19 protein-coding genes are annotated in these 16,823 nt (G+C 63.7%); 10 read left to right on the forward strand and 9 right to left on the reverse strand.

Annotation, left to right across the window (positions count from 1 at the left end; translation table 11 throughout):
- Nucleotides 1-113 precede the first annotated feature (113 nt).
- Nucleotides 114-332, reverse strand: a complete 219-nt coding sequence (locus tag JN279_RS16950; RefSeq protein ID WP_202353435.1) for a hypothetical protein — start codon at nt 330-332, stop codon at nt 114-116.
- 12 nt (nt 333-344) lie between these two features.
- On the reverse strand, nt 345-1,460 hold the full coding sequence (ada, locus tag JN279_RS16955) for a bifunctional DNA-binding transcriptional regulator/O6-methylguanine-DNA methyltransferase Ada (protein WP_202353748.1): 1,116 nt from the start codon (nt 1,458-1,460) through the stop codon (nt 345-347).
- A 133-nt stretch (nt 1,461-1,593) separates the two neighbouring features.
- On the opposite strand from ada, the gene JN279_RS16960 reads away from it, so the two are divergent.
- On the forward strand, nt 1,594-1,890 hold the full coding sequence (locus tag JN279_RS16960; protein WP_096447964.1) for a type II toxin-antitoxin system HigB family toxin: 297 nt from the start codon (nt 1,594-1,596) through the stop codon (nt 1,888-1,890).
- Nucleotides 1,890-2,288, forward strand: a complete 399-nt coding sequence (locus JN279_RS16965; protein ID WP_096447962.1) for a helix-turn-helix domain-containing protein — start codon at nt 1,890-1,892, stop codon at nt 2,286-2,288. Before JN279_RS16960 ends, JN279_RS16965 begins: the two co-directional genes overlap by 1 nt.
- Before the next feature lie 41 nt (nt 2,289-2,329).
- On the opposite strand, the gene JN279_RS16970 is transcribed toward JN279_RS16965, so the two are convergent.
- Complete coding sequence (locus tag JN279_RS16970; RefSeq protein ID WP_096447960.1) at nt 2,330-3,022, reverse strand: winged helix-turn-helix transcriptional regulator; 693 nt, start codon at nt 3,020-3,022, stop codon at nt 2,330-2,332.
- 177 nt (nt 3,023-3,199) lie between these two features.
- On the opposite strand from JN279_RS16970, the gene JN279_RS16975 reads away from it, so the two are divergent.
- Together JN279_RS16975 and JN279_RS16980 are read left to right on the forward strand one after the other, a co-directional pair.
- Entirely contained in the window at nt 3,200-3,526 is a 327-nt protein-coding gene (locus JN279_RS16975) for a DUF1330 domain-containing protein (protein WP_096447958.1), read from the forward strand.
- 114 nt (nt 3,527-3,640) lie between these two features.
- The gene (locus tag JN279_RS16980; RefSeq protein ID WP_202353436.1) at nt 3,641-4,177 is read left to right on the forward strand and encodes a hypothetical protein; all 537 of its coding nucleotides are present in this window, start codon (nt 3,641-3,643) and stop codon (nt 4,175-4,177) included.
- A gap of 86 nt (nt 4,178-4,263) precedes the next feature.
- On the opposite strand, the gene JN279_RS16985 is transcribed toward JN279_RS16980, so the two are convergent.
- The gene (locus JN279_RS16985) at nt 4,264-5,334 is read right to left on the reverse strand and encodes a phosphatase PAP2 family protein (protein ID WP_096447956.1); all 1,071 of its coding nucleotides are present in this window, start codon (nt 5,332-5,334) and stop codon (nt 4,264-4,266) included.
- 271 nt (nt 5,335-5,605) lie between these two features.
- Nucleotides 5,606-6,055 (reverse strand): ester cyclase, encoded by a 450-nt coding sequence (locus tag JN279_RS16990; protein ID WP_096457552.1) that lies wholly within the window; start codon nt 6,053-6,055, stop codon nt 5,606-5,608.
- A 145-nt stretch (nt 6,056-6,200) separates the two neighbouring features.
- Here JN279_RS16990 and JN279_RS16995 point away from each other — a divergent pair, with 145 nt between their 5' ends.
- Both JN279_RS16995 and JN279_RS17000 read left to right on the forward strand, forming a co-directional pair.
- Nucleotides 6,201-6,851: a DUF3313 domain-containing protein gene (locus tag JN279_RS16995; RefSeq protein ID WP_096447954.1), complete on the forward strand. Its 651-nt coding sequence runs from the start codon at nt 6,201-6,203 to the stop codon at nt 6,849-6,851.
- Between the two features lie 62 nt (nt 6,852-6,913).
- A complete protein-coding gene (locus JN279_RS17000; RefSeq protein ID WP_096447952.1) occupies nt 6,914-7,123 on the forward strand; it encodes a hypothetical protein in 210 nt (69 codons plus the stop codon).
- Between the two features lie 140 nt (nt 7,124-7,263).
- Here the strand turns inward: JN279_RS17000 and JN279_RS17005 are convergent, their stop codons facing one another.
- Both JN279_RS17005 and JN279_RS17010 read right to left on the reverse strand, forming a co-directional pair.
- Nucleotides 7,264-7,455 (reverse strand): hypothetical protein, encoded by a 192-nt coding sequence (locus JN279_RS17005; protein WP_096447950.1) that lies wholly within the window; start codon nt 7,453-7,455, stop codon nt 7,264-7,266.
- 48 nt (nt 7,456-7,503) lie between these two features.
- Complete coding sequence (locus JN279_RS17010) at nt 7,504-8,370, reverse strand: hypothetical protein (RefSeq protein ID WP_096447948.1); 867 nt, start codon at nt 8,368-8,370, stop codon at nt 7,504-7,506.
- 634 nt (nt 8,371-9,004) lie between these two features.
- On the opposite strand from JN279_RS17010, the gene JN279_RS17015 reads away from it, so the two are divergent.
- A complete protein-coding gene (locus JN279_RS17015) occupies nt 9,005-11,104 on the forward strand; it encodes an EAL domain-containing protein (protein WP_096447946.1) in 2,100 nt (699 codons plus the stop codon).
- Between the two features lie 311 nt (nt 11,105-11,415).
- On the opposite strand, the gene JN279_RS17020 is transcribed toward JN279_RS17015, so the two are convergent.
- Complete coding sequence (locus JN279_RS17020) at nt 11,416-11,610, reverse strand: hypothetical protein (protein WP_202353437.1); 195 nt, start codon at nt 11,608-11,610, stop codon at nt 11,416-11,418.
- Between the two features lie 317 nt (nt 11,611-11,927).
- Between JN279_RS17020 and JN279_RS17025 the strand changes: the two genes are divergently transcribed.
- The 3 genes from JN279_RS17025 to JN279_RS17035 all read left to right on the forward strand — a co-directional run bounded on the left by JN279_RS17025 (nt 11,928) and on the right by JN279_RS17035 (nt 15,282).
- Nucleotides 11,928-12,713, forward strand: coding sequence for a uracil-DNA glycosylase family protein (locus JN279_RS17025; RefSeq protein WP_096447942.1), 786 nt, complete (start codon nt 11,928-11,930; stop codon nt 12,711-12,713).
- A 147-nt stretch (nt 12,714-12,860) separates the two neighbouring features.
- Nucleotides 12,861-14,474, forward strand: coding sequence for an amidohydrolase family protein (locus JN279_RS17030; protein ID WP_202353438.1), 1,614 nt, complete (start codon nt 12,861-12,863; stop codon nt 14,472-14,474).
- Between the two features lie 82 nt (nt 14,475-14,556).
- Complete coding sequence (locus JN279_RS17035) at nt 14,557-15,282, forward strand: 3-keto-5-aminohexanoate cleavage protein (protein ID WP_202353439.1); 726 nt, start codon at nt 14,557-14,559, stop codon at nt 15,280-15,282.
- Nucleotides 15,283-15,295: 13 nt separating this feature from the next.
- Here the strand turns inward: JN279_RS17035 and JN279_RS17040 are convergent, their stop codons facing one another.
- Nucleotides 15,296-16,813 (reverse strand): AMP-binding protein, encoded by a 1,518-nt coding sequence (locus JN279_RS17040; protein ID WP_202353440.1) that lies wholly within the window; start codon nt 16,811-16,813, stop codon nt 15,296-15,298.
- Nucleotides 16,814-16,823: the final 10 nt, after the last annotated feature.

Consider the following 16,823-nt stretch of genomic DNA (forward strand, 5'->3'; position numbering starts at 1 on the left):
CGCTCTTCCCGCGAAGTTGAAAATTTGCGAAGGCCGCGATGATAGCGGTCTCCCCCCTCGTGGGGGAGATGTCCGGCAGGACAGAGGGGGGCGCCGTAGAGCGCTGAGTGTGCCTATGAGACACGCGTGACGGTGGCCTCACCCAGCAGGAACACCTGCCCACTCAACAGCCGCAATTCAACCTCGCCCGTCGCGGTGCGGCTCCACTCAGCCTTGCCATCATCGACAAGTTCGCCGATCGCGGCCAAGACCTGCGACTTCGCGTCGATGGCGGCACCGTTGGCGATCTGGCTGTTCGCACCGGCGGCGGAAGACCTTGCCATCGTGCGCATCACCGGTCCTGGTCAGGCCCGCGAGGACCGGTAGGTCTTCGCCGACCCTCCGGCCTCGCGGTGGAGCAGCGCGCGCTTGCGCTCGGCGCCCCAGGCATAGCCGGAAAGCGCCCCGTCCTTCCGGATCACGCGGTGGCAGGGAATGGCGACCGCATGGGCGTTGGCGGCGCAGGCGGCGGCGATGGCGCGGGTTGCCTTCGGCGTGCCGATGCGCTCGGCGATCTCGGCATAGGACACCGTGCCGCCGACCGGGATATCGCGCAGCGCCTGCCAGACGCGCTGCTGGAAGGCGGTGCCGCGCACGTCGAGCGGCAGGTCGAGACCGAGCTGTGGGGCCTCGGCAAAGCCGACGACGCGGGCGACCAGCGCCTCATAGTCGCGGTCGCCGCCGATCAGCCGCGCCTTGGGGAAACGGTCCTGCAGGTCGCGCACCAGCGCGTCCGGATCGTCGCCGAGCAGGATCGAGGCGACGCCCTTGCGGCTCGACGCGACCAGTATGGCGCCGAGCGTGGTCTCGCCGACGGCGAAGCGTATGTCCTCGTTGGCGCCACCGGCGCGGTAGCGCGTCGGCGTCATGCCGAGCATGCCGGTGGACTTCTCGTAGAAGCGCCCGCTCGAATTGAAGCCGGCATCGTAGATCGCCGCCGTCACGCTGGCGCCGTCCTCGAGGCCCTGGCGGACTCGGGCGGCGCGGTGCGCCGCGGCATAGTCTTTCGGCGTCAGCCCGGTGATCGCCTTGAAGACGCGGTGGAAATAGCCGGCGCTGCGGCCGGCGGCACCAGCCAGTTCGGCGAGCGAGGGCTCTTCCTCGCTGTGTTCGATCCTGCGGCAGGCATCGGCGACCATGGCGGCATTGCCGGCCTCGAGCGAGGGGCCATCCGGCTTGCAGCGCCGGCAGGCGCGGAAGCCGGTCGCCTTCGCCTGAGCCAGCGTGTCGTGCAGCTGGACATTGGCGGGGTTGGCGCGCCGCGACGGGCAGGAAGGCCGGCAATAGACGCCGGTCGTCGCCACCGAATACCAGAATGCGCCGTCCGCCGATTTATCGCGCACGACGATGCGCGCCCAACGCGGGTCATCAGTGACCGGCAGCGGAGTGGATTTCAGGTCTCTGGCCAGGGTGATGAACATGGCCGCATTGAAGCCGTCGGAAGCCGGCCCCGCCACCCGTTTCCTGCCAACTGTCAGGATGCCTCGCACGGGCTCTTCCCAGATTGGGAAAACTCCCTCTTGTTCCCAAATTGGGAAGTTGCTATATCGAGACATGCAGATCATCGCCAAGAAAGCGCTGAAGGATTTTTGGGCCAAACACAATCAGGCCGAAGCTCCTTTGACGGCTTGGTATGTGGCTGTCAGCAATGCTGACTGGAAGACTCCGACAGATATCAAGGATGCGTTTGGAACGACAGTCGATTTCGTGGGTGACAATCGTGTCATTTTCGACATTGGCGGCAACAAGTACCGCTTGATTGTCCACGTGGCCTACAAATTTCACCGGGTCCTGATCAAATTCGTCGGAACACACAAAGAGTATGACAAGATTGATCCGGAGAAGGTGTGATGGAGAATATTCGACCCATTAAGAACGAAGCCGATTATGATTGGGCGATCGTCGAAATCACCAAATATTTCGAGCATGAGCCGGAGGTCGGCTCTCTCGATGGTGACCGCTTCGATGTTCTCGCAACGCTGATCGAGGCTTACGAGGATAAGCACTACCCGATCGAAGCGCCCGATCCCGTTGAAGCCATTCAGTCGCACATGCAACTGTTCAGCCTGTCGCGAAAGGCTCTGGCTGAGGTGATCGGGTCATCACCTCGGGCAACCGAGGTGCTGAACAGAAAGCGGGCCCTTACCGTGGATATGATCTTCAAGCTGAACAAGGAATGGAACATTCCTGCCGAAGTCCTCGTGCAACCCTATCACCTTGCGAATGATAGGGAGCGCAAGCGCGCCTGAGCCGCCGCCAGGCCGACAAGGCAAATGCGCACTGGGCGCTCCTATGCAGCGCGTTTAGGCTCGACCGCGAACGGGCTGAGCCCGAGCCAGGTCTGCATCTTCTTGCCGATCGCCTGGTCGCCGGTCAGGGAAACCTTCGCGCCGGCCTTCTCGACGGTCAGCAATCCCATCCAGATCGCCGTCATCGTGTGCAGGTCGGTCGAGACGTAGAGATCGACATCGAAGCCCGGATCGTACCAGCACAGGTCGACCTCGCCGTGCTTTTCGACGATCAGCCACCATGACCGTTTGGACGCCGGCAGGTCCTGATACAGGAATTGTATCACCGTGCGTCCTTCGGGGAGCGGCGAGGGGTTCAGATTGCGCCGCATGTCCCACATCAGCAGCGACGGATCGAGGTTCTTGAGCGACAGCCGGGACTCGACCCATTTCTGCCCCCAGAAACCCATCGCCTCGACGACGGGGCGCAAATCGCGGCCAGCCTCGGTCAGCTGGTAGTCGAAGATCCCCTTCTCGCCCTGAACCTCCTTACGCTCGACGATCCCGGCCAGCTCGAGCTCCTTCAGCCGTTGCGACAGAAGGGTCGGCGACATTTTGGGCACGCCGCGGCGCAGATCGTTGAAGCGGGTCGAACCGGCCACCAATTCGCGCATCAGCACCATCGTCCAGCGGGTGCACAGCACCTCGGCGGCCATCGATAGCGGACAGAACTGCTTGTATCCGTGCTGGCTCATGATTGGCGTTCCTCCCTCGAAGTTGGGCCGAACATTAGGCCTTCATGAATGAAGCGGCCAGTACGGAAACTGTACCACCCCAGTACAGATCGCGGACTGGTTGGCGAGGGCCCTGCCATGCGAGCCCTTTGGCCGGTTGCACGGGATACCCCTGTGCGCCGCAACCAGGAGACGACCATGACTGCTTACGTTATCGCCGACATCAAGATGAAGGACCCGAAATGGGTGCCGGAATACGCGGCCTCGGTGCACGACATCGTCCACAAGCATGGCGGCAAATATCTGTCGCGCAGCGGCAATGTGAAGACGCTTGAAGGCAAGCCGCTCGACACCACGCTGATCGCCTTGATGGCGTTCCCGTCGGAAGCGGCTGCGCGCGCCTTTACCAATGATCCGTCCTATGCGCCTTTCGTTTCGGCCCGTCAGGACGGCAGCGACAGCCGCTTCCAGCTGATCGACGACACCGATCTGGCCGGAACGATCCCGTATCTGCCGAAGGGATGATCCCTCCCGGCAGGCGTCACACCGGGATCTCCAAGCAACAACAGTCACAGCGCTTGCCTGCTGGGCCGCCGTATTTCCGGCGGCCGGCCAGCTGTGCTTTTCAAGAAGAATGGAATGGATATGAAATCAAACTTTCGCAACAGGCTGGTCATGGCGGGGGCCATGCTGGCCGTCTGCGCCACCGTCGCACAGGCGCATCAGGAAGCGGCTGAAGCCGCGTCCGGTCCCAATCCACTGGCCGACAAGGTGCGGGCCGCCAACAGCCGGTTTCTCGACGTCAAGGCGGCGACAGAAGAGGGCTATGCGCCCATTCCCTGCGCCAGCGGCATCACCGGCGGCGCCATGGGCATCCACTACGTCAACGGCCAGTATCTGAAGGACGACAAGATCGACATCGCCCGTCCCGAAGCAGTGATGTACGAGCCGATGGCCGACGGCACGCTGAAGCTCGTGGCGGTCGAATACATCACCTCCAAAGGCCCGGCGTCGCTGGGTGGACAGCTGTTCAACTTCAACAGCGCCCCCAACCGCTACGGCCTGGGTGAATTCTACGAACTGCATGTCTGGGCCTGGAAGGGCAACCCGGCCGGCACGTTCGCCGACATGAACCCGAAAGTGTCGTGCGAACACGCGATGGCGCCGAGCCAGTAACCGGCAAGGCCAGGCGGCGCGAATGCCGCCTGGCTCTCCCAAAGGGCAATGGAGGGACGGTCTGCCCCGGCTTCAGCCTGGTCCGGTCATTGCGACGCCGGTTCGGGCAGCGGCAGTCCTATCACGGTGGCGTCGCGGCTCGCCTGCGGCAGAACGAAACGGCCCGTCAGGTACCAGAGCACGGACACGACAAGGATCGAAAGGTAGCCGTCAACGGCATAGTGCCAGCCGGTGTAGACCGAGCCGAACAGGATGAGTGCTGCAAAGGACCAGCCGGCGACGGCCCAGCGGCGGCCGAAACCGCTCAGGAAGAACGCGTTGAGCGTAGCGAAGGCGACATGCATGCTTGGCATGGCGGAGATGCCGCCGCCCAGTTCGGGGCGGCCGCTTGCGTAGGCCGTGAGCAGATAGCTGGCATAGGTGTGGACCGGCGCGGCGTAGTCGTTCCGCGTCAGCGCGTCCTGCAATGCGGCAAACCGGTCGCCGCCGTAGAACTGGTCATGAAATATCGGGCCGGCGGATGACAGCGCCATGGCCAGGACGGTGCCGCACAGGATCGTGGTCAGCGCCAACGTCCAGAGGTAACGTAAACGCCCTGCCGGGTTGTTCCAGAACGCGACGAACAGCAAGGTGCCGAACCATTGAACGTGCCAGCCATATCCGTAGCCGAGGAAAATGACCGCCGAGACGGGTTCGGGAATGACGCTGTGCGCCCATATCCAGGGATCGGCGCCATGCAGCCCAAGATCAAGCTCCGCCAGCATGCGGTCGGCATAGAATGGAACGATCTCCGGGATGGCGATCTTGAAGGTGGTGAAGGCGGTGATGCCGAGAAAGAACAGAAGGATCACCGGTGCGGCGCCCAGCCAGCGCTGCCTGAGCATATCGAGCATGAACCGTGTCGGGCTATGCCTAGCAAATGTCAGCGCCAACAGGCCGAGGCCGGCGGCAAGGAGCGTGGGCAGGAAGAAGATGAAGGGCTGGGCGTAGGATTGCGCCAGGTGCAGATAGCGGCTGGGCTGCAGGCAAAGCGCGGCCAGGGCGTAAGCCAGGCACAAGGCAGTCAGCAGCCAGCCGCTCCTGGTTGCAGCGATGTCCAGGTCAAAAATGGCAAGCGAGCGGCTTTCGCCGTCCCGCTGCCCGGTATGCGCACTCATTGAGAAAACCCGCCAGCCGCCCAAAGCATTATTAGGGGTATTTCGCAGATTAAGTATTACTATTCAGTTACACTTTGGGTTTGAAAAAAATTACAGATATTAGACAATTATGATTATTCCTTTTTCATCAAGGATTCGTTGACGAAGGCGTGATCGTTAAATGTATAAGTATTGATGACAGCGGAGTCACCTCCGAACGCCCCGAAAGGTTGCCGGGTTTCGGCCGCAGTCGAAGCGGGCCATCGCCTGGCCGGCGATGGCCCCTGCAAAATCAGGCGGCCTTGATCAGGCCGAGCTGGGTCAGCGCCGCGACGCCGTCGTCGAGACCGATCTCCTCGACGATCCGGCCGTCGATCACCTTCAGCACGGTGGTGCCGGTGAAGCGCATGGCGCGGCCGGTGGCGGCGGGCAGCGAGCCGGCGAGGAAATCGCCGAAGGCCGGCCCGGAATGCGTGCCGCCGCCCTCCCACTGGCCGACGACATAATCGCCCTCGGCGATGAGATCGGCGGTGGCCCAGAAGTTGAGGTCCGGGAAGGCGGCGCGGAAGTCGGTCATGAAGGCCTTGATGTCGTCGCGGCCCCGGCGCGGCTCGTGCAGGGAATATTTGAGCAGCATGTCGGGTGCGGCGATGTCGTCGACGACGGACAGATCGCAGGTTTCACCCCAGAAGTCGGTGAACCATCTGACGACGACGGCCTTGTTGTCTTCCTGTTTGGTCATTGGGAGCATCCTTTTGTGTTTGGCGGGGGCATCGGTGTCGCCGATGACCTGAGCCATCCCTAGGGCGATCGGGGACGCGCAAAACTCCGGTTCTTGCTGGCCAATCGAAAGACGGGGAGGGCGTCGACGTCGATAAACAGACCGGATGGATTGTTTTTACCCGTGTTCAGGTCTATCTCGTGGGGCTCTCCAGGGCTGCGTCAGTGCCGACCCGATCGCCTATTCGGGATTATCGTCCTCGGCAGAGCTTGCGCCCAATCCCCGCGAGACAACCGGGCGGGTTCCCTACAGCTATTCGACCGCCGTCGACTGGAAACAATTCAGCAGCGTCATCGTCGACCCCGTCGTCATCTATCGCGGCGCCGACGGGCAGTTCGGCAAGATGCCGGCAGGCGACCGGGCGGCGATCGCCAGCTATATGCAGGATCGCTTCACCGAAAGGCTGAAGAGCCGCTTCACGCTCACCAGCCAGGCGGGACCGAACACTTTGCGGGTGCGGCTGACGCTGACCGGTGCCAAGGCCAACACGCCGGTTCTCGGCACGCTTTCGCGCTTCGACATCGCCGGCGGCGTCTACAACACCGTGCAGACCGCCCGCGACCGCGAAGGCTCGCTGACCGGCTCCGTCCTCTACGCCGTCGAGATCTTCGACGCCGGAACCAACCGCCTGCTGAAGGCTTTCGTCACCAAGCAATATCCGAGCCCGGTCAACATCAAGGCCAGCATGCAACCGCTGGCCGCCGCGCAGGCCGGTGTCGATAGGGGAGCGGATGCGCTTGTCGCGCAGCTGAAGTGACGGCCTCCGCGGCCTCTTTTCAACGGCGATTGCCGACCCAAAACCAACAGGAGAGCCTGGCCATGGAGGCCATTTCAATTGCCTGGTTCTTCATCTGGCAGCTCTGGTTGACGGCCTTGAGCCTCATCGAAGGACATCCAATGCATCGTGTGATTTTTCGGACACTTATCCTCGTGGGCGCGCTTGCGCTGCTCGGCTGCGAGCGAAACAGCCCTTTCGCCAAGCCGGAGCAGCCGGCCAAGTCCTCCACGCATCTGGTATGGTCGCGGTGATCTGCCGGCCCTAATCGCGTCGCATCAAAGTGGAAATAGGCGACGCGCCTAAGTCGTTGTTTTCATGCATGTCGTTTTCCCCAAATCGAGGTCACTTTTGGGACATGCGTCAGGCGACGGCAGCGATCTTCGCTGACCTGCTAGTCCTCGGTCTTGCCGGCCTTGGCGCGCGCGGCCGCGTCGGTCATTTCGCGCGGGGTCGGCTTGCCGGCAGGCGTTCCGCCTTTGGCGATTTGGGCGATCTCGCGGCGGAGCTCCTCGGCGCGCCGGATCTGCGCCGGCGTATCGCCGGCGCTGGGGGGCTGGTCGGTTGTTCCTGGTTTCTTCGCCATCTCGGGCAACTCCTTTGCTATGGCCGGGACCCGAGCAACCGAAGCGGATCACTTGGGCCTTTTCGCCACCGTGGCGGCCGTCGCCTTTTTCGTCACCACCGCGATCGTCGCGCGAAGATCTGCGGCGTGGTTGGCAAAGGCCATGTCGGGCTTGCGCGCCGCCATGGCCGCCATGCGCGGCGGCTTGGCGCCTCGACGTTGCGCCTTTGCCTGCTTGGCTTGCGTCAGCCGGTCGATCGCCTGCCGCAGATTGCCGTTGCCGACGTTCAAGTTCTGCAGCGCTCCATCAGCGGCCTTTGTACCCCCGAACCAGGTGCGTTGCCACCATTGTCGCGACGACGGCTCGTACCAGCTGAGATAGCCGCCCTTCAGCACCTGCCTTGGCTCCTTTATCGCACCGGTATAGCTGTAGCGGACACCGGCAGAGGCCACCGGGTCGAGATAGTGGGGCGTGTAGAAGTCGGACACCGTGATGCCGTTCACCGTGTAGGCGAACTGCTCCGCCTCGCAGGGATCGCAGACCTCGACGAGGAACTTGACGCGGCCTTGCGTGGCGACCGGAGACTGCCCGGCCACCATTCGCCGACCGAAGGGATCGCCCAGCATTTCGAGGAGTTCATGGCTTGCCGTCAGGTGCCAGCCCTCTGAAAACTGGACCAGCGAATAAGGCTGCCCATGTTGGTCCTCATGGTAGCCGGCCGCATTGGGATCGCCGATATCGTCCTTGATGATGATCGGCCAGTAGTCGAGCGGCATGTCTTCAAGCTTCTCAAATGCCGAGACGTCAGCCTGAATTCCCCATATCGGACCAAAATCCCGCGTCACCTGCTTCTGCAGGGCGCCCGCGACCGCGACCAATTCCGAATTCTTGATGCTGGATTCGTCCGAAACCAGCGCGACATGTCTTGTCAACATGGCAATGCCTCTCCCAGGTTAGTTTCGTTCAAATGATCCGAGGTAACTTCGAGATGGATTGCTGTTCGCAAGCAAACACATCTCGCGCCAGCCCGGCCAACCGCGCCAAGCTGGGTCATGCTCGCCTCTATCCAAGGTGTGCTTTGTGATTTCCCCGCCAGCAGTTTTGTTTTACACTTTGAGTTGCTCTGCTGGCCCTGTGAAAATAAACCTGACAGCTATTTTTTTCAACTAAAGAAAATTTTACTTAGGCGCGTGGCCGTACCGCTCTTTTCCTAACACCCAACGAACCCATCAAGTGGCTGCCGGAGCAGGATGATTTTGATGTCCGTAACCGCAGAGCCTTCCGATTCGAACGCGAATATTGGGTTCTGCGGATTGCTTCAGAGTATCAAGATTGCTTTTGCGAAAACTTGACACTCAGAATCTTGATTTACGATTGCTGACGATCGGTGGGGTGAGTTCCGGCGATCAGGCCCCTGCCTGCGGGAAGCATGTCGCTGCCCCGGACCGGCTACCCGTTTTCCCCTCCGGATGATCTTTGGCCACGACAGCCGTCTGCCTCGCAACGGTAACGGTTTCTTCTCTGGTTTTGCCGCAGATTGCCCGCGGGTGGAGCAGGCGAAAACAGACGATGGCGCGTCAAGGCAAGAAAAGTCGCAGTGGAGCGTTTTGGGGCACGGCCCTGGAGCGCGCCCATCTTGGTGTCTGGGACTGGGATCTTCGCACCGGCGACTGCTTCTATTCGGCGACCTGGGCGCGGATGCTGGGCTACGAGGAAAATGAACTCGCCAACACCAGCGACCTTTGGCTGCAACTGACCCATCCCGACGACCGCGAACGGGCGCTGGCCAGCGGCGACCGCCACATTGCCGGGCTGACCGATGCCATCGAGACGGAACTGCGGCTGAAGCACAAGCAGGGCCACTGGGTGTGGGTGCTCGACCGCGGCGGTATCGTCGAGCGCGGCGCGGACGGGCAGCCGCTCAGGCTGATGGGCGTGCAGACCGACATTTCGAAGCAAAAGGCGGCCGAAGCCGCGCTCGAACAGGTCACCATGCGTTTCCGCCTGGCGCTCGCCGCCAGCGGCACCGGCATCTGGCACTACGACATCGCCACCCACAAGAGCTATTGGGACGCGCGCACCAGGGAGATGTTCGGGCTCGTCGCCGATGCCGACGAGGTGCCGGCCGACCTCTGGCACAGTTTTCTGCACCCCGAGGATAAGGAAGCCACCGAGCGCGCCCACCAGCCGGCACCCGGCTCGAATGGCGTTACCGCCTCGCAATACCGCATCATCAAGCGCGACGGCGAAATCCGCCACATCGAATCGCTGGTGCGCTACGTCGCCGCCGCGGGTGCTGCCGGCCAGATCCTCGGCACGGTGCGCGACATCACCGAGGACAAGCTGCGCGAACAGGAGCTCGCCTTCGCCGCCCGCCACGACGCGCTGACCGGCCTGTGGAACCGCACGGCCTTCGACAGGCTGCTTGCCGACCATATCGCCACGGGTGTGCCGCTGGCGGTGTTCTATGTCGATCTCGACTACTTCAAGGCGCTCAACGACTTCGCCGGCCATGCTGCCGGCGATCTGGCGCTGAAGAGCGTGGCGGCCGGCATTGGCCGCTGCCTGCCGCCAGCGGCGCATGCGGCACGACTCGGCGGCGACGAATTTGCCTTGCTGGTGCCGCATTGCGACGCGGCGCAGGCCGAGCTGCTGGCCGGCGCCATACTGGCGGCCGTGCGCGGCGCCGATCTCGGCCTTGCCGCGGCCGCGCGGCGGCTTGCGGCAAGCATCGGCATCGCCATCGTCAACGACCGGGCCACCACGGTCGCCGACGCGCTGGCCTGCGCCGACGACGCCTGCTACGCGGCCAAGGCCGCCGGGCGAGACCGCTTCGCGATGTTTTCGGCCGAGGCCAATTCGGGCGGCCTCAACGCGGCGCGGCTCGCCGCCGACACCGTCGACGCCATGGAGGACGGCCGGCTGAAGCTGTTCGGCCAGGAGATCCACCGGCTTGGTCGCCCCTGGCAGGAAAGCCGCCATGTCGAGGTGCTGGCGCGGCTTGTCGGGCGTAGTGGCAAGCTGATCCCGCCCAGCGAGTTCATCCCGGCGGCGGAGCGCTTCGGCATTGCCGCCAGGCTCGACCGCTGGATCATCCGCACCGCGCTCTCGCGGCATGGCGCGGCGATGAAGTCCGGCGCGCTCACGCTCGGCTTCAACCTGTCGGCACAGACGCTGAGCGATCCGGGGCTGTGGGACTTCGTCGACAGCATCATCGAGCAAACCGGGGCGCCGCATTCCTGTATCGGCTTCGAAATCACCGAAACAGCCGCCGTCACCAATTTCGACGCCGCAGAGACATTCGTGCGCAAGGCGCGCGAGCGGCGCTGCAAGGTCAGCCTCGACGATTTCGGCGCCGGCATGAGCTCGTTCGAATATCTCAGGCGCTTTCCGGTCGATGCCATCAAGATCGACGGCTCCTTCATCGAGCACATCGCCGAGAGCCGCTTCGACCGCGAGATCGTTTCCGCCATATCAGGCATTGCCCGCAGCGTCGGCTGCGGCGTCGTGGCCGAGAAGATCGAACAAGCCGAGACGCTCGGCATCCTGCAAGCGATGGGCGTCGATTTCGGTCAGGGGTTTCTCTTGCACCGGCCTGAGCCGCTGGAGCAGATCGTGGCGCGTGCGACCGGGCCGGCAGACGGAGTTCAGGCCCGCAAGGCGTCCTGATGCATGTCCCCCAAAAGTGAGTAGCGGTTTTGGGATAAGGACATGCATCAAGTAAAATGCATGTCCCCCAAAAGTGAGTAGCGGTTTTGGGATAAGGACATGCATCAAGTAAAATGCATGTCCCCCAAAAGTGCGTAGCGGTTTTGGGATAAGGACATGCATCAAGTAAAATGCATGTCCCCCAAAAGTGCGTAGCGGTTTTGGGATAAGGACATGCATCAAGCAAAATGCATGTCCCCCAAAAGTGCGTAGCGGTTTTGGGATAAGGACATGCACAGGGCAAAGACTTGAAGCGCGTCGACGCGCTTCAATCAGGCAGGGTGCCGCGCCGTCGCTTGCGGAAAGTCCAGCACCCCGGCCTCGGGCCGCCTGTATTGTGCCTCCGCCACCATTTCGATCAGCAGGTCGAGAGCCTCGCATGCCGCGCGGCTCGTCTCGTCACCGCCGCGCAGATAGTGATAGGCGCGTTCGAGATGGATGCGGGCGGCTGAAAAATCGCTGGTCAATGGTCCCTCCATGATCCCGCCCTAATGTATCTTGGCCGGCCTGGCAGAATGTGGGGTAAATATCCACAGGCGCTTTTTAATCAAATGCCACCGGAGTGAACGAAGGCACGGCAGGTCAATCTGCCGACAAGGCAAGATCCTTGCCTGTCCAATTGTTCCCGAATGACACGTCCTTGCGATTTTCAGCCGGGAGCCGCAGGCCGAATATTATTAGAGGGAAAATTTCCAGGGCTACTTGAATGTGACGCGGATATAGAATTACTGTCAGTACAATAATCGAAGAATTCTTGCTGCGTTCAAACCACTGCAGGTGGCGCATGAGCAATGCCGTCGAATTCGATCCTGGTCCGCCCGCGGCTTTTGCCCAGCACTTCGCCAGCGTGCCCGACTACGCCCCCTTCAAGAACTTCTTCTGGTATGATTGGGGGCCGGTCTTCTATCGGGGCAGGCTGGATGGGTCGGCGCGGGTTCTGTGCATCGCATCCGATCCCGGGGCGACCGAAAGGGTGGCGCTGAGGACATTGGTCGGCGATGCCGGCCAGCGGGTCCAGGGCTTTCTTGCCAAGCTTGGGCTGGTCCGGTCCTATCTCTGCCTCAATGCCTTCGCCTACGCGCTGATCCCAAGTCAGAGCGCCGGCGGTGACGATATCCTTGACGAGCCGGCGCATCTGGCGTGGCGCAACGCGCTGTTCGACATGGCAAAGGGGCCGCAAGTGCAGGCGGTTATCGCTTTCGGCGCGCAGGCCCAGCGCGCTGTCGCCAAATGGCCCGGCAAGGCTGGAACCCAGGTGTTCAAGCTTCCCCATCCCAGCAGCCACGATCCGCAGGTTCTTGCGAACGCCTGGCGGGCGGCGATCGTCACGCTGCGCGGCATCGTCACCGCCGACGCCGGCGGCAATGCCACCGGGGCAAACTATGGCGCGCAACTGGTCGAGGCCGACTATGCGGTGATCCCGCGACGCGACCTGCCGTTCGGGGTTCCCGCCTTCATGGGCGACGACCGCTGGCTGCGGGCGATGGCGCCGCCGCAGTTCGCCAGCGTCAGCCGGCCTCAGCCCGACGACCGGCATACGCTGATCTGGAAGGCGCCGAAGTCGAATTAGACCGATTGAGAAATTGAATCGTCGAACAGGTCTAACCATATGTTTTTGTGGGGTTTCGACCTTTCCTGACGAATTGCTCCGTGGCGCGATCCGCCGGCGTTAGTCCGCTATCGCGCCTTCGCCGGGTTTGAAGAACAGGGGGGTTCCATGCAAGCCAGCAAACGTGCCTATCGCGGACGCGTCGTGCAGATGGACGCGGCATTCACCGTGCTTGCCGACGCGATCATCTGGATCGAGGCCAACCGTATTATCGCCGTGACGGATGCCTCGGTCGCGCCACCACCGGGCTTCGAACATCTGTCGCCGGTGGTGACCGGCGGCACGTTCTTTCCTGGCCTGATCGAGCTTCACAATCATCTCGCCTACGACATACTGAAACTGTGGGCGGTGCCGAAGCTCTACAAGAACCGGGGTGCATGGCAAGGCAAGCCCGAATACCAGACGCTGGTCACCGAGCCGATGAAGGTGCTTGGCAAGGCACCGGGCGTCGCACCGGCGATCGCGCGGTTCACCGAGGCAAAGTGCCTGGTCGGCGGCACCACCACCTCGCAAGGGCTGACCCTGTTCAGCGCCGCCGGTATCAAGCGCAAATATCGCGGCCTGGTGCGCAATGTCGAGGAGAGCCTGGACGCCAACCTGCCGGATGCGCAGGCGCAGATCCCCGATTTCGCGGCCGACAAGAAGGACATTTTCCTGAACTATCTGAAGACGCACAAATGCATGCTGCTGCATCTCAGCGAGGGAATCGACGCCAGCGCCCGCAAGCATTTCCTCGACCTCAAGATCGGGCCGGACGAATGGGCGATCGCGCCGTCCCTGACCGGCATTCACTGCAACGCCCTGAAACGCGAGGATTTCGACCGGCTGGCGCAGGCCGGCGCCGGCATGGTGTGGTCGCCGCTGTCCAACCTGATGCTCTACGGCCAGACCGCCGACATCGCGGCGGCAAAGGCCGCGGGGCTGCGCATCGGCATCGGCTCGGACTGGTCGCCGACAGGCAGCAAGAACCTGCTGCACGAGATGAAAGTGGTCTGGCAATACAGCCAGACCACTGGCGCGCTCTTCAGCCAGCGCGACATCGTCGCCATGGCGACGATCAACGCAGCGGGCCTGCTGCGCTGGGACCGCTATCTCGGCTCGATCGAGGCCGGAAAATATGCCGACCTGATGCTGGTGCGGGGCAATGGCGGCGATCCTTACGCCAGCCTCTTGGCGGCCGACGAGACCAGGATCGACCTTGTCGTGATCGACGGCGTCCCGCGCTACGCTACATCGGCACTGGCAGCGGGGTTTTCAGCCACCGCCGAGGAGATTTCCTTCGCCGGCGAGAAACGCCTGATCAATCTCGACGACGCTTCGGCGGACGAGGTGGTTGCCGGGCTCGGGCTGGGGAAAGCGCAGGCACTGCTTGCGGAGGCCATGGGCAATCTTGCCGGGGCCGCCGAGCGCGCCATCGCGTTCGAACGCATGTCGCCGACCTTGCGGGCGCGGGCCATGCCGCGCCAGGCGCAGTGGACGCTCGTCCTCGACCAGGACGAGCCGCACGACCTCAATCTTCGGCCGCGCTTCAGCGACGAGGCGCACATGCCGTCGCTGGTCCGGCTGTCGGCTGCTGCAAAGCCGCTCACGGCGATTGCGCCGGCGACGCTGAAGCCGCAGAAGCTCGATCCGCTGACGGTCGCCGGCGATCCCGACTATTATCCCTCGCTGCAGGCGCAGATGAACATTCCGGCGGGGATCAAGCAGGGCCTGCACGGCTGAGTCTTGTCAGCAGTCTCGAGGTTGGGCTCTTTGCCGCGCGATCCTTCGAGGGCTAGGGTGGATTTTTGAGGGTGGCACCCCGATGATTGTCCAGGCCTGCATCAATGGCGCGCGTCCGCGCGATTTCCACCCGAAGCTGCCGCTCGACGCGCAGGCGATGGCCAGCGATGCCGCGGCTTGCGTCGCGGCGGGTGCTGGTGAACTGCACATCCATCCGCGCGGCGCCGACGGGCGCGAAAGCCTGGGCGCCGTCGATGCGACGGTGCTGGCCGTGCGCCTGATCTGCCCGGGCACGCTGGTCGGTGTGTCGACCGGCGCCTGGATCGAGGATGATGTTGCGCGGACCCGCGCGGCGATCGCCGGCTGGCGCGAGCTGCCGGACTATGCCTCGGTCAATCTCTCCGAGGCCGACGCGCCCGCCGTGATGGAGCTGTTGCGCCAGCGCGGCGTCGGCGTCGAGGCCGGGCTTGCCACAACAGTCGATGCCGAGCGCTTCGTGGCGCTTGCCGACCACAACCGGGTGCTGCGCATCCTGATCGAGATCGACATACAGGATTTGTCCAAGGCGCTCGACGAGGCGCACGGCATCGCCGCCGTGCTCGAACGCGCCGAAATGCGGCGGCCGATCCTGCTGCACGGCGTCGACGCCACGGTCTGGTCGTTCGTGGAGTTGGCGCACCAAAAGCGCTGGTCGACGCGGGTCGGGTTGGAGGACGGCGGGACGCTGGCCGATGGAACGATGGCCAAGGACAATGCGGAGATCGTGGCTGCTGCTGCGGCGGTCTTCCGCTCCGCGCACGTCGGCTGAACGGTGGGCTGCTTCAGTCCTGCCCGCCGGCGGGTGCTGTCCAGGTGCGCAAAATGTGTTTCTGGATCTTGCCGGAGGCGGTGCGCGGCAGCGCTTCGGTGAGCAGGAATTCTTTCGGCACCTTGTAGCGGGCGATGCGGGCGCCGCAATGGCTTGCCAGATCGGCCGGATCGACGATGCATCCGGGCTTCACCACGACGAAGGCGCGCCCGACTTCGCCCCAGCGCGCGTCGGCGACGCCGATCACGGCGGCTTCGGCGATGCCGGGATGGTCGAGCAGAACGGTTTCGATTTCGACGGGATAGACGTTCTCGCCGCCGGAGATGAACATGTCCTTGCGACGGTCGACGAGGGTGACGAAGCCTTCCTCGTCGCGCCGCGCGATGTCGCCGGTGCGGAACCAGCCATCGGCGGTAAAGGCGCGCTCTGTCTCCTCCGGCCGGTTCCAGTAGCCTGGCGTGATCGAGGGGCCGGACAGCCATATCTCGGCCGCTTCGCCGGCGGCGACGTCGCGGCCATCGTCGACGAGGCGCAGCCCGATCATCGGCGCCGGCAGGCCGGCCGCGCCTGCCTTGTCGGCGATGCGGCCGGCCTCGACCGGCATGCCAAGCACCGTGCCTGCCTCGGTCATGCCGAAGCCGTCGGCCATGCGGACTCCTTGCGCCAGCCACCAGTTGATTTCGGCGGCCGGGTTGGGCGCGCCGCCGGTGAAAATGGCGGTGAGCGAGGTCCAGCGCGACGGGGCGAAGTCGGGGTGCTCGCGCAGCATCCTGGCCATTTGCGGAACGCAGAAATAGTGGGTGACGCCAAGGGTGGGATCGGCAAGGCGGCGATTGGTGGCGCCGGCATCAAAGCCGGGCGAGATCAGCACCGTGCCGCCCTGGAGCAGCGGCGGGCGCAGGCTGGTGATGAGGCCGATGACATGGAACATCGGCGCGTCGCAGAGGAAGATGCTGGCATTGCCGACCCGGCCCAGCACGCCGAAATTGACCGCGGTGGCAAAGGCGTTGCGCTCGGTGACGATGACGCCCTTCGGCCGGCCTGACGTGCCCGATGTGTAGAGGATGATCGATGGCGCATCGCCGGCGGGCAGGGGACAGCGCGGCGCCGGCGCCTGCGCCTCGACTGCTCTGGCGAAGGCCGAGACTTCGATTGGTATGCAGCCCTCGGGCAACGCGATATCGGGGGCGGTGTCATGCAGCAGCAACGCCGGGCCGCAATCCTCGAGGATCGCCTGCTGTTCGGCACTGGCGAGCCGCCAGTTGACCGGCACGAAGATGGCGCCGAGCCGCATTGCGGCCTGCTGCAGGATCAGGAGGTCGGCGCTGTTGCGGGCCAGCGTGGCGATCCGTTGCCCAGGCTTGACGCCGTAGCCGGTTTCGAGAACGCCGACGGCGCGCTGGATGGCCTCGTCGAGCGCGCGATAGGTCCAGCGCCGGCCGGATGCCAGGTCGACACAAGCGAGACGATCCGGTTGCGCCCTGGCGTGCAGGGCCACGGGATCGGGCGTTGTCCAGGCCGGCATTCGCATCTCCTCCCAG

Origin of the sequence: Mesorhizobium sp. 113-1-2 (assembly GCF_016756475.1) — a bacterium.
Classification (GTDB): Bacteria; Pseudomonadota; Alphaproteobacteria; order Rhizobiales; family Rhizobiaceae; genus Mesorhizobium; species Mesorhizobium loti_C.

What these genes read in the sequence shown, in the direction of transcription:
- JN279_RS16950 (WP_202353435.1), bottom strand. Translation starts at nt 332, where the DNA reads ATGCGCACGATGGCAAGGTCTTCCGCCGCCGGTGCGAACAGCCAGATC.
- JN279_RS17025 (WP_096447942.1), top strand. Translation starts at nt 11,928, where the DNA reads ATGAGCAATGCCGTCGAATTCGATCCTGGTCCGCCCGCGGCTTTTGCC.
- JN279_RS16965 (WP_096447962.1), top strand. Translation starts at nt 1,890, where the DNA reads ATGGAGAATATTCGACCCATTAAGAACGAAGCCGATTATGATTGGGCG.
- JN279_RS16985 (WP_096447956.1), bottom strand. Translation starts at nt 5,334, where the DNA reads ATGAGTGCGCATACCGGGCAGCGGGACGGCGAAAGCCGCTCGCTTGCC.
- JN279_RS17005 (WP_096447950.1), bottom strand. Translation starts at nt 7,455, where the DNA reads ATGGCGAAGAAACCAGGAACAACCGACCAGCCCCCCAGCGCCGGCGAT.
- ada (WP_202353748.1), bottom strand. Translation starts at nt 1,460, where the DNA reads ATGTTCATCACCCTGGCCAGAGACCTGAAATCCACTCCGCTGCCGGTC.
- JN279_RS17015 (WP_096447946.1), top strand. Translation starts at nt 9,005, where the DNA reads ATGGCGCGTCAAGGCAAGAAAAGTCGCAGTGGAGCGTTTTGGGGCACG.
- JN279_RS17035 (WP_202353439.1), top strand. Translation starts at nt 14,557, where the DNA reads ATGATTGTCCAGGCCTGCATCAATGGCGCGCGTCCGCGCGATTTCCAC.
- JN279_RS16980 (WP_202353436.1), top strand. Translation starts at nt 3,641, where the DNA reads ATGGATATGAAATCAAACTTTCGCAACAGGCTGGTCATGGCGGGGGCC.
- JN279_RS16995 (WP_096447954.1), top strand. Translation starts at nt 6,201, where the DNA reads ATGGATTGTTTTTACCCGTGTTCAGGTCTATCTCGTGGGGCTCTCCAG.
- JN279_RS17010 (WP_096447948.1), bottom strand. Translation starts at nt 8,370, where the DNA reads ATGTTGACAAGACATGTCGCGCTGGTTTCGGACGAATCCAGCATCAAG.
- JN279_RS17030 (WP_202353438.1), top strand. Translation starts at nt 12,861, where the DNA reads ATGCAAGCCAGCAAACGTGCCTATCGCGGACGCGTCGTGCAGATGGAC.
- JN279_RS16960 (WP_096447964.1), top strand. Translation starts at nt 1,594, where the DNA reads ATGCAGATCATCGCCAAGAAAGCGCTGAAGGATTTTTGGGCCAAACAC.
- JN279_RS17040 (WP_202353440.1), bottom strand. Translation starts at nt 16,813, where the DNA reads ATGCGAATGCCGGCCTGGACAACGCCCGATCCCGTGGCCCTGCACGCC.
- JN279_RS16970 (WP_096447960.1), bottom strand. Translation starts at nt 3,022, where the DNA reads ATGAGCCAGCACGGATACAAGCAGTTCTGTCCGCTATCGATGGCCGCC.
- JN279_RS16975 (WP_096447958.1), top strand. Translation starts at nt 3,200, where the DNA reads ATGACTGCTTACGTTATCGCCGACATCAAGATGAAGGACCCGAAATGG.
- JN279_RS17000 (WP_096447952.1), top strand. Translation starts at nt 6,914, where the DNA reads ATGGAGGCCATTTCAATTGCCTGGTTCTTCATCTGGCAGCTCTGGTTG.
- JN279_RS16990 (WP_096457552.1), bottom strand. Translation starts at nt 6,055, where the DNA reads ATGACCAAACAGGAAGACAACAAGGCCGTCGTCGTCAGATGGTTCACC.